This is a genomic window from Archangium sp., assembly GCF_057119385.1.
Map to the genome: position 1 here is coordinate 81,810 of NZ_DBNGVP010000183.1, position 15,053 is coordinate 96,862.

Here is a 15,053-nt window from a genome sequence, read left to right on the forward strand (position 1 = left end):
CAAGAGCATCAAGCAGCCACGAACTGGCGCTCCACGAGCTGACGGAGGAAGAGTCCCGGGACATGCGGTGGGGCGCGCGTTGGCCGTCAGCGGAGGAAGAGCTCGGCCTGGCCGTAGGGCATGTCCGCGGTGATGCCGTGCTGGCGGCAGTACTCGAGCAGCTTGCGGGACTCGACGAGCTGCGGCGAGTTCTCGTGGTAGCCCATCACCATGACATGGCCGAGCCAGGGCTCGCGGCCCATGGCGTAGATGAAGACCTGGCCGGGCTTGAGCCGCTGGACGATCTCGATGGCGCGCACGGCATTGGAGCCATTGAGCCGCCGCGACTGATCCATCTTGCGAGGCAGGGGCGAGGGCAGCAGGGGGCCGTACATCCAGCTCAGGGGACCGCCCTCGGACTCCATGCCCAGCCACATCATGTCGATGTTCCCCACCTCGCGATGGACGTGCTCGTACAGGCGCGGCTCGAGCGCGTTGGAGTCGGCGGCCATCAACAGGTTCTTGCCCTCGAGCCGGACGAGGTGGGCGATCTTGGCCTGGATGTCGAGGTCGCCGTGCTCGCCGATGAAGGGCAGGCCGATGAGCTCGCCACCGGGGAGAGGCAGGGACTCCAGGTCCGAGAGCGCCACCACGTTGTGGAAGCCGGCGTGCTTGAGCATCAGCTTGAGCGAGGGGTCCGCGATCCGTCCGCCGTTGTTGGCGGGCACCACGATGGTGCCGATGCGATGGCGCAGTTGGAGCAGCGGCTCGAACATCAAGTGGTCCGCGTGGCCGTGGGTGATGAGGACGTAGTCGATCTTCTCCGGCAGGTCCGCGAAGGTGTAGCGGGGCATGTCGGTGGGGAAGTCGTAGCTGACGACGGGATCCGTGAGGAGGCTGACGTGGCGTGACTCGATGAGCACGCACGCGTGGCCGAAATAGCGAACCCGGACGCCATCGCCGTCATAGCGCGGGGCCGGACGCGGCGGCTGTTCCGTGAAGAAGGAGGAGAAGAGCTCGGCGTCGCGGGGCTCGATGCCCAGCGCCTCGCGAACGGGCTCCACGGGCCCGGGGGTGCGCCGCATGGCGTAGAGCTGGTCGAGGGCCGCGTGCCGGTAGGGCACCTTCACCTGGAGGCTGCCGTCCTGGGTGTCCAGCCGAGGCGTGCTGAAGACGTAGGGCCGGGCGTCGCCGTGGATGAGCCGCATGCAGAGGCTCTGCGAGGACTCGCGGTGGAAGGGGCTGCGGTAGAGGAGCGACTCGAAGAAGCGGGGCGAGGCCCGGTTCTTCATGTCATAGGTGAGCTCCACATAGCCGCGGAGCAGGTCTGGCACGCGCGGGTACAGCTCCTCCAGGGAGAAGCCCTCGGCCGAGTCCAGCAGCTTCTCGAGCTCCAGGACGGCCTCGGCGTATCGCAGGGACAGGGCCTCTTCCTTGAGGGTGCGCTCGAGCAGCGCCTTGACGGCATCCACCTGCTGCACGCCGTAGTTGATGTAGGGCCCGCCGCGCAGCACGGGGCTCTTGAGCGCGGCCACGTGGATGGCGGGGTTGTCCACGAAGGACTCCATGATCTTCACATGGAGGTTGGCCACGAAGAGGGGCGCCGTCATGGGCGAGGCCAGGAACCACCACGCGTACCACTGGTTGTAGAGCGGCTCGGTGACGACGTTCTGCTTCAGGTACAGCGCGGGCGAGGACATCCACACCTCGGAGGAAGGATCGAAGACTCAGGCCGCTGGAGGGGTCCGGCTGACGGCGTAGCGCTCGATGAGGCGAAGCGACTCCCGGGCGGCCTCGCGCAGCTCGGGCTCGGGAGCCTCCTGGAGCCGCGTCAGGGCGGCGGGCACCTCGGGGCCGGGGTAGAGGATCTCCCCCAGGCGCCGGGCGGCCTGCACGCGGTCGCGCACCTCTCCGCGCTGGAGCTCGGCGAGCAGGTAGTCCTTGTAGAGGCCCAGGAAGTGGTTCTCGGCGTCCAGGATGCGGGCACAGAGGGAGCGCAGATGCGCCTGGTCCTCGGGGGCGTCCGGCACCCGGTAGCCCCAGCGCTTGCGGCTCTCGTGGATCTGCTCGAACAGGGGAGTCCGCTCGTTGTTCACGTGCAGGCGGTGCGCCTCGATGGCGTCACGCTTGGAGAACACGTGCTTTCCGGCCAGAGCGACCTCGGCGGCCGCGAGCCGGCTGGCCAGGGTGACCAGCTCCTTGAAGCCCCGGTGCGGCAGGCCCTGGGCATCCAGCACGGCGGAGTGGTCATAGCCATAGAGCTCGCCCCGCGGGTCCGGGTAGGCGAGCGGGTAGCGCAGGGGCTCGCCCTCGGCGCGAGCGCGGGCGCGCTCCATGAACATGTAGGGCCGGTGCATGCAGAAGCGCAGCCACTGCTCGAGGGGCATCAAGGGGACGCGCTCCCGGATGTCCTCGCCGGCCAGCAACAGGGAGGCCCGCTTGAGGTTGACGGCGCCTTCGGCCACCAGCCGGACCTCGTCCACGGCGCTCACGTCCAGGGGGTAACGGGCCATCATGCCCACGGAGCGGCGGAAGTGCTCATGGCGCTCCACCTCCCCTTCCTGGAACCGCTCCTTGAAGACGAGCAGCAGGTCGAGGTCGCTATCGGCGACCCCATCCCCGGTGGCGTGGCTGCCGAGAAGGAAGCAGGCCCGGAGGCGCCGCGGAAAGGCCATCTGGCACAGGCCGATGAAGCCGAAGAGGACGGAGTTGATCCCCATGTCCTCCGTCATGCCGACGAGCGAGAACTCTTCCTCCATCCGTGACTCCCTCAGAGCGGCCAAAGGCGAGGCCGGCATCCTAGTGTGAATTCCCCGGATCCGCAGCAAGCCTGCACGGAGAGCGAGCGGACGCCGCGGGCGCTCCTCACGGGCCGACGGACCTGATGCGCGTGTCGGCGTCCCTGGGCGTATCGGCCTGGGCGTAGCCCGGACCGGAGGCGGGCCAGGTGGCGGCGAGGTAGTCCGCGAAGGCCTTCTGCTCGCGGCCCACGTCGTTGAAGCCCTGGTTGTTGGGAGTGGTGTCCAGCGCGACGAGGTTGTAGCGCGCCGCGTTCTGGGATTCGAAGAGGGGGAACGGGTAGTAGTCGCCTCCGAGGGCGACGACGAAGTCGAGCGTCACCATGCGGAAGGTGCGGTCGGGCTCTCCGACGAGGGCACCGTTGGACACCAGGGTATCCACCACGTTGCCGGAGCCATCGACGATGGCGGCCTGGCGGATGCGCTGGCCCTCGGTGACGAGGTTGCCATCGAGGTCGAACACCTGGGCGGGCTTGCTGGCGTCGTACTCGAAGCGGAGGCCGCTCACCTGGGGAAACTGGCCCGGGGAGACGTCGGGGGCGGTGGCCGCCACGCCGTGCTCGAGCACCTGTTCGAGCTGTGCGGCGGTGACGGTGACGAGCACCAGTGCGTTGTTGAAGGGCAGGCTCTTCTCGATGTCGAGCTGGCTGATCTCCCCGGCGTCGATGGACTCACGGATGCCGCCACTGTTGCGGAGGGAGAGGACGGTGGAGGGATCGGTCTTGCGAGCGAACCAGAGGTAGGCGTCGGCGGTGAGGTCGCCGAGGTTGGTCTCCTCGGTGCGCACGGAGTCCTTCGAGCCGTTGAGGAGCACCTGCGTCTTGCCGAAGGGGGTGCCGTCCGGAGGAGTCCCCGAGGTATCGCAGCCGGCGAAGAGGGCCAGCGCCGCGAGGGAGCCAGCCAGCGGAACGAGTCGTTTCTTCGAGGAGAGCATGGGGCCAGAGGGTACCCCAGGGCCCCTCCCCTGCCCTCGTCCGAGTCCCGGGAGCCGATGCGCGAGCCCCCCCTTGCTCCCGGCTTCCGGGTCTTTCATCATCCCGCCACCCCTCATCACATCGGGCGCCTGGGGGCCCGAGGAGCGCCGAGTGTCCCAGCCCGCGCTGTACCTGAAGCAGAACGTCGCCGTCGAGCCGCTGTACAACCAGTGGTACGCGTGGTGGTACCTCATCGCGCCGGCGACCGCGCCGCTGTACGTGGCCAACCACCATGTGAAGATCATGGAGTCGTTCGTGGCCAACCCGGCCATCCACGTGGCGGCGCTGAAGAACCCGGCGTTGGCGGGAGGCCCCTATCTCAACTACGGCGTCGAGCGGGCGGGCGAGGTCAAGGAGTTGCTGGAGCGGACGCGCAAGGAGCAGGCGGCGACGCTGCGGTTCGCCCAGGCGGTGGCGGAGCTGGACAAGCTGCTGGCCCCGTCCAACGGAAGCTCGCTGGAGGAGCTGTACAAGAAGGTGCCGGACATCCTCCAGGGGTACGTGGAGCTGATGTACGACCTGAACAACCGGGCGTCGGCGCGTTTCTTCGAGCCGCTGCTCTACCGCAGCCCGCACTACAAGGAGTCCTCGCAGAGCCTGTCGTTCCGCCTGTTGAAGGGGGACGCGCGGCCGTACGTCTTCAGCACGCCGCGGTTGGACTCGGACAAGGACACGCTCCACGTGCACCTGCCCTTCCGTCACGAGGCCATCAACCAGCTCTACGCCATGCGGCGCACGCCGGGTTCGGTGGACGCCATCCGCGAGGCCCTGGGTATTGGCGCCAGGGACGCCGAGCTCTTCTCCACCTTCTTCACGGACCAGGCTCCGCGCCCGGCCCCGCGGTACGACGGTGACGGCGTGCGCGTGCGCTACATCGGCCACGCCTGCGTGCTCATCGAGTCGCGCGACGTGAGCATCCTGACGGATCCGGTCATCTCCTACGACTTCCCCACGGACCTGCCGCGCTACACGCACGCGGATCTGCCGGAGAAGATCGACTACGTGCTCATCACCCACGGGCACGCGGACCACCTGATGTTCGAGCCGTTGCTGCAACTGCGCCAGCGGATCGGCACCGTCGTGGTTCCGGCCAGCAATGGTGGCGGCCTGGCGGACCCCTCGCTCAAGCTGATGCTGAAGGCGGTGGGCTTCAAGAACGTGGTGACCCTGTCCGAGCTGGAGTCCCTCGAGGTGCCGGGCGGCTCCATCACGGGGGTGCCCTTCATTGGCGAGCACGCGGACCTCGACATCCAGGCGAAGCTGGCGCACCTGGTGCAGCTGAAGGGCCGCTCGTTGCTGATGGCGGCGGACTCCAACGCGCTCGAGCCGCGCCTGTACGATCACGTGCACGCGGCCGTGGGGGACATCGACGTGCTGTTCCTCGGCATGGAGTCCGAGGGAGGGCCGCTGAGCTGGATGTACGGGCCGCTGATGCCCGCGCCGCTGCCGCGCAAGATGGATCAGTCGCGGCGGCTCAACGGCTCCAACGCCGAGCGGGCCATCGAGATCGCCCGGCGGATCAACCCCAAGCAGGTCCACATCTACGCCATGGGCCGCGAGCCCTGGATGGGCCACGTGATGGCGATGGGCTACCACGAGAACTCGCCGCAGCTCGTCGAGGCGCGCAAGATGCTCGCGTGGTGCCAGGAGAAGGGAATCACCGCCTCGCTGCCCTACATCCAGGCGGAGCTCTTCTTCTGACGTCCGGTTTTCCCCTCTTCACCTGTAGGAGCACGCAACCATGAGCGAGACCGAGGATACGACCGTCTACAAGGTCGTGATGAACCACGAGGAGCAGTACTCCATCTGGCCGGCGGACCGGGAGAACGCGCCGGGCTGGAAGGACGCGGGCAAGCAGGGCCCCAAGGCCGAGTGCCTGGAGTACATCAAGCAGGTGTGGACGGACATGCGTCCGCTGAGCCTGCGCAAGAAGATGGAAGCGCAGTCGCGCCCCAACTGAGGGGGTAGGTAGGACCTGCCGTCCGGCCCGGGCGGCAGGCTCCCCCAGGGGCCTGGGAGCCGGGTGGCCTGGGGTGAAGGGCCCCCATCTCTCGACTGGTGGACGACCGGACGCACTTGGGCATCCCGTCCTGGCCTGCGCTGTTATATAGCGACCGCCATGCTTGAGACCGTCGCCAAGGGCTTCCGAGCCGCCAAGAACCGCCTTGCGGGCAAGAGAGAGATCACCCCGGAGATGGTGGACGAGTCGCTTCGCGACATCCGCGTCTCCCTGCTCGAGGCAGACGTCGCCTTCGATGTGGTGAAGAAGTTCGTCGCGCGGGTGCGCGAGAAGGCCGTTGGGGAGGTCGTGCAGACGACCGTGACCGACAAGGCCGGCCAGAAGCACCGCGTCTCGGCGGGCGACCATTTCGTCAAGATCTGCCACGACGAGCTGGAGGCCCTGATGGGTCCGGTGGACACGAGCATCCAGCTCAAGCCCAAGGACCAGGTCAGCGGCATCATGATGGTGGGCCTGCAGGGGTCGGGCAAGACGACGACCACGGGCAAGCTCGCCAGCAAGCTGCTCAAGGAGGGGCGCAAGCCGCTGCTGGTGGCGGCGGACATCTACCGTCCTGCGGCCGTGGATCAGCTCAAGGTGCTGGGCGAGCGGCTGAAGGTGCCGGTGTATTTCGAGCCGAACGTGCCGCCGCCGGAGCTGGCGAAGCGCGGGTACGCCGCGGCGCGCGAGCAGAAGTGCGACGTGGTGCTGATCGACACCGCGGGCCGCCTGGCCATCGACGAGGCGTTGATGACCGAGCTGGAGGCCATCAAGGCGAACGTGCGGCCGGACAACATCCTGCTGGTGTGCGACGCGATGATTGGCCAGGACGCGGTGCGCACGGCGGCCGAGTTCGACCGGCGGTTGAGCCTGGACGGCTTCATCCTCACGAAGCTGGACGGTGATGCACGCGGTGGCGCGGCGTTGTCCATCAAGGAAGTGACGGGCAAGCCCATCAAGTTCCTGGGCATGGGCGAGTCGATGGACAAGCTCGAGGAGTTCCGCCCGGACGGACTGGCGAGCCGGATTCTGGGCTTCGGCGACATCGTGGGCCTGATGAAGGACTTCGAGGGCGTCGTCGACGAGAAGAAGGCGGCGGAGGACGCGCAGAAGCTGCTGTCGGGCAACTTCTCGATGAAGGACTTCGTCGAGCAGATCCGCATGGTGCGGAAGATGGGTCCGCTGAAGGATCTGCTGGAGAAGTTCCCGCTGTTCGGGGAGATGACGGAGCACCTGAACCCGGACGAGAAGGAGCTGACGAAGATCGAGGCGATGTACGACTCGATGACGGAGCAGGAGCGGCTGCGTCCGAACCTGATCAACGACAGCCGGGTGAAGCGCATCGCGAAGGGCAGCGGCCGCAAGACGGAAGAGGTGCGGGAGTTGCTGCAGAAGTTCGGGATGATGCAGCAGGTGATGGGGACGATTGGGCAGAACCCGGGCCTGTTGGGGCGCATCCCTGGCTTCAAGCAGATGGGCCAGCTGGCGCAGATGAAGAACATGGACATGTCGAGCATCTTCGGGAAAGACCCGAAGATGATGGAGAAGGCGATGGCGGGGATGGGGATGGGGGGCATGCCGATGCAGATGCCGCAGATCGCCCCGGGCTACACGGCGCCGATGGGACAGGCGGCGATGGCCAAGGCGCGGATGATGGGTTACGCGCCGCCCTCGGCCGCGGGCAAGCCCGAGAACAAGGACGCCATCAAGGAGCGCCGCAAGCGCGAGAAGGAAAACAAGAAGAAGAACCGGAAGAAGAAGTAGCCGCAGTCGCGGCTCCGGTGTCACCCACGCGCCGCTCGGGAAGCCCCCAGGAGGGCCTCCTGGAGCGGCGCGGGTGTTTCGAGGGACCAGGGCAGTCCAGTGCTGCGGACGGTGCATCCTGGGAGCGAGACGGAGCCCGTGGGTGGATTCACGGCCCGAGTGGAGTGAGGCATTCTCCGCGAGTCGTTTCGGGGGCTTACGAGCGTAAGAGCCCGAGACTCAGCCCCAGGCACCTGGAATGGAGCCTGCACTGCGGAGTGGCATGCCAACCCTCAAACGTTACATCCCCCTGGTCCTCGCCGGATTGATGTCCGCCTGCCTGCAGCTGCCGGAGATCGATCACAGCCCCCATACGCCGGACGCGGGAGTTGACCCGGCCGACTCAGGAACACCCTCCACGGAGTTGTCCGTCACGATCACCACCCCGACGGGCACGTTCTACACGAGCGGGAGCGTTGAGTTCTCCGTCGACGTGCGTGGAGGAACACCTGACCTGGTGCGGCTCTACAAGAATGAGGCGGAGTTCGCGATCATTGACTCGCCCTATCGCTACACCTGGAACACCACGGCCGAGCCCGAGGGCAGTTACACGGTGACAGCGCGTGCCCTCAAGGCGGGCCGGACCTTCTCGAGCGCGCCCGTCACCGTCATCGTCGACCGTACCAACCTGCAGGTCGCTTCGCGTTCACCGGCCCCTGGCTCGACCAATGTGGCGTACAGCACGCCCATCCAGGTGCTCTTCTCGAAGCCGGTGAAGGCCACGACAATCAACGACACCACGGTGAGCTTCACCGTCTCTGGAGTGCTGGCGGAGAAGACGCTCTCGCTTTCGAGCGACGGCAGAACGCTGACGCTCGCCCCCAAGGTGAAGCCCCCCCTGCCCGCCACCATCTCGATCGGCCTGAGCAACGGCATCACTGATTCAGCCGGCAACGCCCTCGTCGTTCCGGGCACGTCATGGAGCTTTCAGCTTCCGCACTGGTACTCGTTCGGAGGACCACTGCATGCAGTGGGCGGCAATACGCTCCTGAAAGACACCGCCATGGCCCTTGATGGCCAGGACAACCCGGTGGTGGCATGGAGCGAAGAGGTCACTGCGGGAGGCAGGGCATCCATCTTCGTTTATCGCTGGGACGGTAACGCGTTCACTCCGGTCGGCAGTGCGCTGAACGGGACGTCGAGCGGCTCCGCCTACAAACCTGCCCTGGTGCTCGATGGCAGCGGGAACCCCATCGTGGCATGGCAGGAATCGGACGGGTTCAACGAGAACATCTACATCAGACGTTGGACGGGAACCGCCTGGCAGTCCGTGGGAGCAGGAGTCCTATCCGCCGAGAATGACACGCGTTCCAGCCCGGTTGCGACGCCCGCCCGCAACCCCTCGCTCGCGATACGCGGAAACGACATCTACGTTGCCTGGGATGAGATGAACATCGATGAATTCTCATCTATTTACGTCTGGAAGTCCGTCAATGGAGCAGCATTCACTAGCGTGGGCTCTTATGGGGGCCTAGTCAGTGCCGTATTCAAGTTTACCAGCGCCACCAAACCCTCGCTCGTATTGGACAACAATGGATACCCCATCGTGGCCTTCCAAGAACAGACGCTAGAGGAATACTTCCCTACGAACATCTACGTCATGCGCATGCAGTCAGACGGATCTTGGGCCTTTGCGGTTCCACCCTTCTACGGCGACGACACCAACGGCTACGTCTCTGGTGGTCTCAGCGTATCCACAGGAGCAACACCAGCCAGCGACTGCTCGCTGACTATTGATGCTCAGAACAACTTGTATCTAGCCTGGGCAGAAGAGTCCTACTTTGATGGACCTAGAGACATCCAAATTTTCCGCTCCACTGGTCCACAATCTTGGGATCGGGTTGGAAGCCCCTTGAGTGCATATAGTGGTTACACCTATGCAGCACAGACGCGGCTCCGAGCCACACCCTCTGGCAAACTTTTCGTTACTTGGACAGAGTTCGATGGAATAGCCGAGACAGGTTACATGCATCTGTTTACAAGCTACTGGGACAGCAAATCTTGGAATAGCCTAACTGGCAAAGATGGCATGAACCAGAGTCAGAAAAGCAGCGCACAACCAGCACTTATACTCGACTCAACCGGGAGACCTGTACTCGTTTGGCCCGAGGGCCGCAATGCGGCAGGGAGCGGCGGCTTGGGGGAATATGCTTACGTGCAGCGCTACAATGAATAGCTCCCTCAGTTCCTGAACAATTACCACAAACCTCTCTCACAGAAAATGTTCGGAGTTCGGTGAAAGCGGCAGGATAAAATTCAGTCTTGCCGCTTAGGAACAACAAGCCCACGGGACAGGCGGCGCAAGACACGCCGCTTCTGTCTACGCTTGTAGAGTTTATGGGCGTTCTCGCCCTCCTCATTCTGACGGGCAGTCTCTTCGTCCATGATCTGGAACTCCACGAGCGTGAAGACTGTCCGGTTCTTGCGCTCGCGCGTGTCTTCTTCTGGTTGTGGCAGATACGTATCCATCCGAACAGGAACATCCACGACGAAGTTCAATGCCCGGTAGGTGTTCCCAGAGAACAGGTTACGAGTACGCTCCTCGCGGTCTTCGTAATCGAGGTCCAGATGGAGATGCTGGGCGAACTGTTGGAGGTGAGGATTCTCCTCAAGGACTGATTTGAACGAGACGAGCGTGTTTTCGGTCTGGCCAGGGACGACGAAGTTAAAGGGAAAGAGGTGCTGTGTCAGGAAGTATAGGACCGGGACGATGTCCGCCGGCTTCTGGGTGATGATGCGGAAGCGCGTCCGATCATAGATCTGGGCCGCAACCGTTTCCTTCTTGGCCAGCAGCTTCGTAATGAGGGACTCGCGCGACTTGATGGAATGCGCGAACTCGACAACTGGCAACCCCTTGTCCTGGAGCAGCTGCGCTACACCCAACACCTTGGCGGTCACCAGTTCGGAGAGCTCTGCCTCTGAGACCGCTAGGCGATGCATCAGGTCCCGGCCCTCGATGTGCTGGAGCACGTGCATCACCTTGAGCACGATACAAGCGATGCGGCGATGTCTCGGGAGCCCCTTCACGCCGGAGGCATAGAGGAAGAGATCATGGATCTCCTCCGGGTCCGCCACGGCGTCCGCGACCCGGTAGTCAAAGGTCTGACGGAGATACTCGACGGCATCGGCGAGGACCGTACGAGCCCAGGCCTCGTCCTCTGGCCGAGAGGTGTCGATCTGACAGAGCCGGAGGAAACGGTCGACCTCGTCCCGGCTTTGGAAGTGCATCCGCCGCCAGTCGATGACCGAGCCACCTCGAAGGATGAGCCGGATGCGCTCAAGCTCGCGGAGGCCCATGTCCGCCACGGTGCAAACGGGGATATCGGACAACTGTGGGATAATGGGCGGGAACTTCACGACTCGGCTTCTAGCCGAGCCCGCTCATCGAGGGAAGCGCTTCCGGAAAAGCAGAAGGCCCTCCGCCTGCTTGGAGAGGGCCTTCCGGAAGTTACCGCGAGGCAGCCGCTCTACTTCTCGGCGACCTGCTGATCATCACGGTACTGGGCTTGGCGAACGAGCTTGCCGTCCTCGGAGAACTCCTGGGAAAGACCGTTGCGCTTGCCGTTCGCGAACTCCTCGACCAAGCGCTGCTTTCCGTTGGGGAAGTACTCCACGTGCTTGCCGTGGTAGTTGCCCCCCTGGAACTCCGTCTTGCCCCTGACCTGACCGTCCTCGCTGTAGAAGGTCCACAGGCCGGCGCGGAACCCATCGACGTACTGCCCCTCGGCGCTCTTCTTGCCATTGGGGAAGAAAGACGCATACGGCCCATGCGCGTCATTCCTACCGGCCTTCGCATCGATCTTCCGGCAGTAGAGGCCATCATTCACATTGCCGGTTTGCTTCGTCCCGGCCGGGCACGCCAGCTTGGGGGTGCTGGCCGCAGTTCCCTCAGCAAACGCCACGGAGGTGGCAAGCGTCAGTCCAACAACGAGCGTGCGAGTCAGCTTCGAATGCAGCATGTGCTCTCCTTGATGAGTACGCCGGAGTCCCGTGTGCTCACTCCTCATGACGTTCCCACCCGGCACAAATTCATACCGAATTTCCATGCGGAACCCCTCCGGCGCTGAGCTACAAACCTACCACGTCCAAAAAACAGAACCCCACCCAGCAACACACTGGGTGGGGTTCCAAGAAAACCGCAGCGGCTGCCAAGCAATCCGCAACCGCTCATGCGTGGGGCGTCAGTAGTTGGCCTGGTAGCAGAAGAAGTTGCCGCCAGTGAAGTAGACACCCAGGGACAGCGTATTGCTGGCCTCCGCAACGCAGAAGTTCATGATGAAGTCCGCGCGCTCACGGTTGGTCCCAGTCACTGTGTAATTGCCCGCCGAGCTGCTGATGGTGTCAGAACCATCCACCTTGGTGCCGGCAACCCGAACATAGAACAGGCCGTTCAGCTCATCCTTGGTCTGCGGGAAGGGAGTGCTGGCATAGGCAGACACGGTGACCTTCACGCGCTTGGGGGTCGACGCAGAGGTGCACCAGTTCGTGTCCACCGCAGCGCTCGTCGTCACGGCCTTGAAGATGATGGGGCCCGTGGTGCCCAGTTCGTTCTTCGCGGTGAAGTTCTGGTAGTTCTCGCACGTGGGGGCGGGGACCGCCGCGCACGTGTTGCTGCTGCAGAACTGACCGTAGGCGCAGGTGGCCTTGCCCTCACCCGAGCAGGTGGTGGGCGCAGCGCTGCACGTCCCCGTGGTCGTGTTGCAGACCTGGCCCGAGCCACAGTCCGTGTCCTTGGTGCAGGCCGGCGTCGTGCCACCGCCCGTGCAGACCTTGTAGACGGTCGAGCACTTCAGACCCGAAGCATCGCTGATGCGCTCGTCACGCTGGCAGAGCGCGTCCGTGCTGCACTGGCACACCTTCGTGCTGTTCGTGGAGCTGACCACGTCGCAGGTCTTCGAGGACTCGGGGCAGTCAGCGCCCGAGGTACAGGTCTGCACGCACACCTTGGCGGTCGGGTGACAGATCTCATCCGCGATGCAGTCCGTGTCCGCCGTACAATCGAGGCTCTCACGGCCACCGTCCGGGCAACCCGTCAGCACCATGCTCATCGCGCCCAGCGTGGCGAGCATCAACGTCATCTTGCGAAGCTGCATTCTCGACTTCCTCCTGAATGGATACGTCGCGAGGCGGGCCGCCGGCCACTCACTCAGGCCCCCCTCCGTCCTGCAGCGCGCGGCTTTAGTCCCGGCGCTCCAGACGTGTCAACGAATGTCGACACGGCCTTCGACGCATTCCCCAGAAGGGAATTCAACACCCACTGAAGCGGACAGTCGTACGATTGTAGTGACACAAACGTGACTGTCCGCCTCTCGGATGTTTAGAACGTGAACGGAAAGTCGATCGGATCGCCCTGCACCTTGTGCTTCGGGAAGCTCCAGCCCTTGATGAGCCCGGAGATGCAGGTGGCCATGTAGGTGGTGCGGAACTCCGACGTCTGGCAGGACACGTTCTTCGTCTTGCCGTTGGTCTGGATCGTCCAGCGCATCACCAGCTTGCCGCTCAGGCCCGGATCCTTCTTCTTCTGCTCGTTCACGCACTTGATGATGGCCGGCTTGTTGGCCAGCACCACCTGCATGATGTCCGACTGCCCCAGCTTCTCCTGCGCCGCACCACCCCCGCCAGGCTCCGGCGGGATGTAGGCCGTACGGCCGTTCGCCGACACCGTGTCGCTCTTGGCGCTGGAGCTGGGCTTCTTCGTGCCGAAGAGCTCATCGAACTCGTCATCCGCGCTCCCGCCGCTCTTGGCGGGCTGCGGCTTGCTCCGCACGGGCTCCTCGTCGTCGTTGCTCGCGGTACGCGTCGGCGCGGGACGGCTGGCCGAAGTGGCCGGCGTCCGCTTGCTCGGCACCTCGGCACGGGCCACCTGCTGCGGCTCCGTCTTCGCCGGCTCGGTCGCGGGCGGAGGCGTCGTCGTGGCCGCCGCGGGCGTGGTTCCAGGCGTCCCCGCCGCGGCGACCGCGGGTGCAGTCGTGGGCGCGGTCGCGGGCGCCGTGGCCGGCTGGGTCGCCGCCGCCGCCGGCTGGGCCGTGCCCGCCGCGGGCGTCGCGGTGTTCTGCGCCACCGCCGTCGGAGGAGGCGGCGTGGGCGGCACTTCCACCGGCTTGGACGGCGCCTGGGCCATCGGCTGCGTCGCCGCGGGCGGCGTCACGGGGGGCGGCTGCTCGGAGGAACGGGTCGCGAAGAAGGCGCCCCCTCCAACCAGCAGCAACACGGCCGCCGCCGCGCCGATGATCATCCCCATCTTCCCGCCCTGCTTCGGCGCGGGCGCGGCCTGCGGATAGCCAGGGTACCCCGGAGGCGGCGCGTACGGCTGGGCCGGAGGCGCGTACTGCTGGGGCGGATACGGCTGGGCCATCGGCTGCGCGTACGCCTGCGGAGGCGGCTGCGCGTAGGCCGGCGCCGGAGCGGGCTGCATGTACGGCGCGGGCGCGGGAGGCTCGGCCATCAGCGGGCTCTGCGCCGCCACCGGAGCAGCCTCCGGCGGAGGCACATCCAGCAGCCCCGAGGCCGCCGGCTTCCCCTTCTTCTCCTCCACCGGCGCCGCCTTGGACGCGGGCTTCGACAGCGCCTCGTTCTCCTCCTTCACCAGCGAGGCGAGCACGCTCGCGGCCGAGGGCTTCCAACCCGTCTCCTGCGCGGTCGGAACGGGCGCGGGCGTGTCGGACTTCGCCGGCTTCGCCAGGCCACTGGCGAAAGCGGACTCGACCGGACCGGACGCCACCGGCGCGGACGACGCCACCGGCGCGGGCTCCACGATGACCGGCTTCGTCGGACGCGGCGCCAGCACCGACGCCAGCTCCGTGGCCTCGGACAGCGGAATCCAGTCGCTGAAGCCCGCGCGCCAGCACAGGCTGTCAGGACCGACCTCGCCCCGATCCCAGTAGTCCTTCACCTTGTCCATCGACAGCGGGCCGACCTGCTTCTCGTCGATGGCGACGAACCACTCGTGCGAGGCCGCGGACTTCGCGTTCCCCTCGGCCTCCGCGAGCTTGCGCACCGTCTCGCCCGCGTCCGACAGGGCCGACGAGTCCAGCTGCGCCGGACCCGACGCCTCACCCGCCGGAATCCGGTGCGACCCGGAGTTGAGCACCTGGTCGAACACGGCTCCGAGCTCGTCATCCTCGACACCACTGAAGATGCCGCCCTCGGGAGGCGTGCCCAGCGTCGGGGGCAACCCGAAGCCGTCGTTGGCCGGCTGGTTCTGGGACGCGGCCGCACCGCCAGCGGCCTCACCACTCGTCCCCTCCTCCTTGACCGGCTCGGAGCCGGATGGGCGGACCACGATGTTGTAGCCGCACTTCTTGCAACGGACCTTGACGCCCTTGGCGCCAACCTTGTCGTCGCTAATCATGTACTGCGCGCGGCAGCTATCGCAGACGAAACGCATCGTTCCCCGCAACTCTCAGAAAATACGGCAGAAAATCCGCCGGAATCGTAGAGGTGGCACCCGGGGGGGTCAAGGATGCCGCTTTGGCCCGCCCGGTTGCTTCTTCAACGCGT

General features: G+C 65.5%; 11 protein-coding genes. 4 read left to right on the top strand and 7 right to left on the bottom strand.

The genetic code is table 11. The features are described from left to right. Positions 1-86: 86 nt before the first annotated feature. From AC16DP_RS42955 to AC16DP_RS42965, 3 genes are all read right to left on the bottom strand, one after another. Entirely contained in the window at positions 87-1,679 is a 1,593-nt protein-coding gene (locus AC16DP_RS42955; RefSeq protein WP_329730413.1) for an MBL fold metallo-hydrolase, read from the bottom strand. Between the two features lie 27 nt (positions 1,680-1,706). Continuing rightward, positions 1,707-2,738, bottom strand: coding sequence for a nucleotidyltransferase domain-containing protein (locus AC16DP_RS42960; protein WP_329730412.1), 1,032 nt, complete (start codon positions 2,736-2,738; stop codon positions 1,707-1,709). Positions 2,739-2,844: 106 nt separating this feature from the next. Beyond that, the gene (locus tag AC16DP_RS42965) at positions 2,845-3,711 is read right to left on the bottom strand and encodes a 5'-nucleotidase (RefSeq protein WP_329730411.1); all 867 of its coding nucleotides are present in this window, start codon (positions 3,709-3,711) and stop codon (positions 2,845-2,847) included. Between the two features lie 151 nt (positions 3,712-3,862). Between AC16DP_RS42965 and AC16DP_RS42970 the strand changes: the two genes are divergently transcribed. The 4 genes from AC16DP_RS42970 (at position 3,863) to AC16DP_RS42985 (ending at position 9,729) form a co-directional block, all read left to right on the top strand. After that, positions 3,863-5,452, top strand: coding sequence for an MBL fold metallo-hydrolase (locus AC16DP_RS42970; RefSeq protein WP_329730410.1), 1,590 nt, complete (start codon positions 3,863-3,865; stop codon positions 5,450-5,452). Positions 5,453-5,492: 40 nt separating this feature from the next. Continuing rightward, entirely contained in the window at positions 5,493-5,711 is a 219-nt protein-coding gene (locus AC16DP_RS42975) for an MbtH family protein (protein ID WP_329730409.1), read from the top strand. 159 nt (positions 5,712-5,870) lie between these two features. Next, positions 5,871-7,514: a signal recognition particle protein gene (gene ffh / locus AC16DP_RS42980; RefSeq protein ID WP_329730408.1), complete on the top strand. Its 1,644-nt coding sequence runs from the start codon at positions 5,871-5,873 to the stop codon at positions 7,512-7,514. Positions 7,515-7,776: 262 nt separating this feature from the next. Beyond that, the gene (locus AC16DP_RS42985; protein WP_329730407.1) at positions 7,777-9,729 is read left to right on the top strand and encodes an Ig-like domain-containing protein; all 1,953 of its coding nucleotides are present in this window, start codon (positions 7,777-7,779) and stop codon (positions 9,727-9,729) included. Positions 9,730-9,809: 80 nt separating this feature from the next. On the opposite strand, the gene AC16DP_RS42990 is transcribed toward AC16DP_RS42985, so the two are convergent. The 4 genes from AC16DP_RS42990 to gltJ all read right to left on the bottom strand — a co-directional run bounded on the left by AC16DP_RS42990 (position 9,810) and on the right by gltJ (position 14,940). Beyond that, entirely contained in the window at positions 9,810-10,850 is a 1,041-nt protein-coding gene (locus AC16DP_RS42990) for a TIGR04552 family protein (RefSeq protein WP_414640747.1), read from the bottom strand. A 170-nt stretch (positions 10,851-11,020) separates the two neighbouring features. Continuing rightward, positions 11,021-11,512 carry a toxin-antitoxin system YwqK family antitoxin gene (locus AC16DP_RS42995; protein ID WP_329730405.1) on the bottom strand — a complete coding sequence of 164 codons (492 nt, stop codon included), beginning with the start codon at positions 11,510-11,512 and terminating at the stop codon, positions 11,021-11,023. 222 nt (positions 11,513-11,734) lie between these two features. Beyond that, positions 11,735-12,646, bottom strand: coding sequence for a hypothetical protein (locus AC16DP_RS43000; RefSeq protein ID WP_329730404.1), 912 nt, complete (start codon positions 12,644-12,646; stop codon positions 11,735-11,737). 224 nt (positions 12,647-12,870) lie between these two features. Further along, a complete protein-coding gene (gltJ, locus tag AC16DP_RS43005) occupies positions 12,871-14,940 on the bottom strand; it encodes an adventurous gliding motility protein GltJ (RefSeq protein ID WP_329730403.1) in 2,070 nt (689 codons plus the stop codon). Positions 14,941-15,053 lie beyond the last annotated feature (113 nt).

Excerpts from the sequence above, each read along its gene's own strand:
- AC16DP_RS42955 (WP_329730413.1), bottom strand. The coding sequence starts at position 1,679 with ATGTCCTCGCCCGCGCTGTACCTGAAGCAGAACGTCGTCACCGAGCCG.
- AC16DP_RS42960 (WP_329730412.1), bottom strand. The coding sequence starts at position 2,738 with ATGGAGGAAGAGTTCTCGCTCGTCGGCATGACGGAGGACATGGGGATC.
- AC16DP_RS42965 (WP_329730411.1), bottom strand. The coding sequence starts at position 3,711 with ATGCTCTCCTCGAAGAAACGACTCGTTCCGCTGGCTGGCTCCCTCGCG.
- AC16DP_RS42975 (WP_329730409.1), top strand. The coding sequence starts at position 5,493 with ATGAGCGAGACCGAGGATACGACCGTCTACAAGGTCGTGATGAACCAC.
- ffh (WP_329730408.1), top strand. The coding sequence starts at position 5,871 with ATGCTTGAGACCGTCGCCAAGGGCTTCCGAGCCGCCAAGAACCGCCTT.
- AC16DP_RS42985 (WP_329730407.1), top strand. The coding sequence starts at position 7,777 with ATGCCAACCCTCAAACGTTACATCCCCCTGGTCCTCGCCGGATTGATG.
- AC16DP_RS42990 (WP_414640747.1), bottom strand. The coding sequence starts at position 10,850 with ATGGGCCTCCGCGAGCTTGAGCGCATCCGGCTCATCCTTCGAGGTGGC.
- AC16DP_RS42995 (WP_329730405.1), bottom strand. The coding sequence starts at position 11,512 with ATGCTGCATTCGAAGCTGACTCGCACGCTCGTTGTTGGACTGACGCTT.
- AC16DP_RS43000 (WP_329730404.1), bottom strand. The coding sequence starts at position 12,646 with ATGCAGCTTCGCAAGATGACGTTGATGCTCGCCACGCTGGGCGCGATG.
- gltJ (WP_329730403.1), bottom strand. The coding sequence starts at position 14,940 with ATGCGTTTCGTCTGCGATAGCTGCCGCGCGCAGTACATGATTAGCGAC.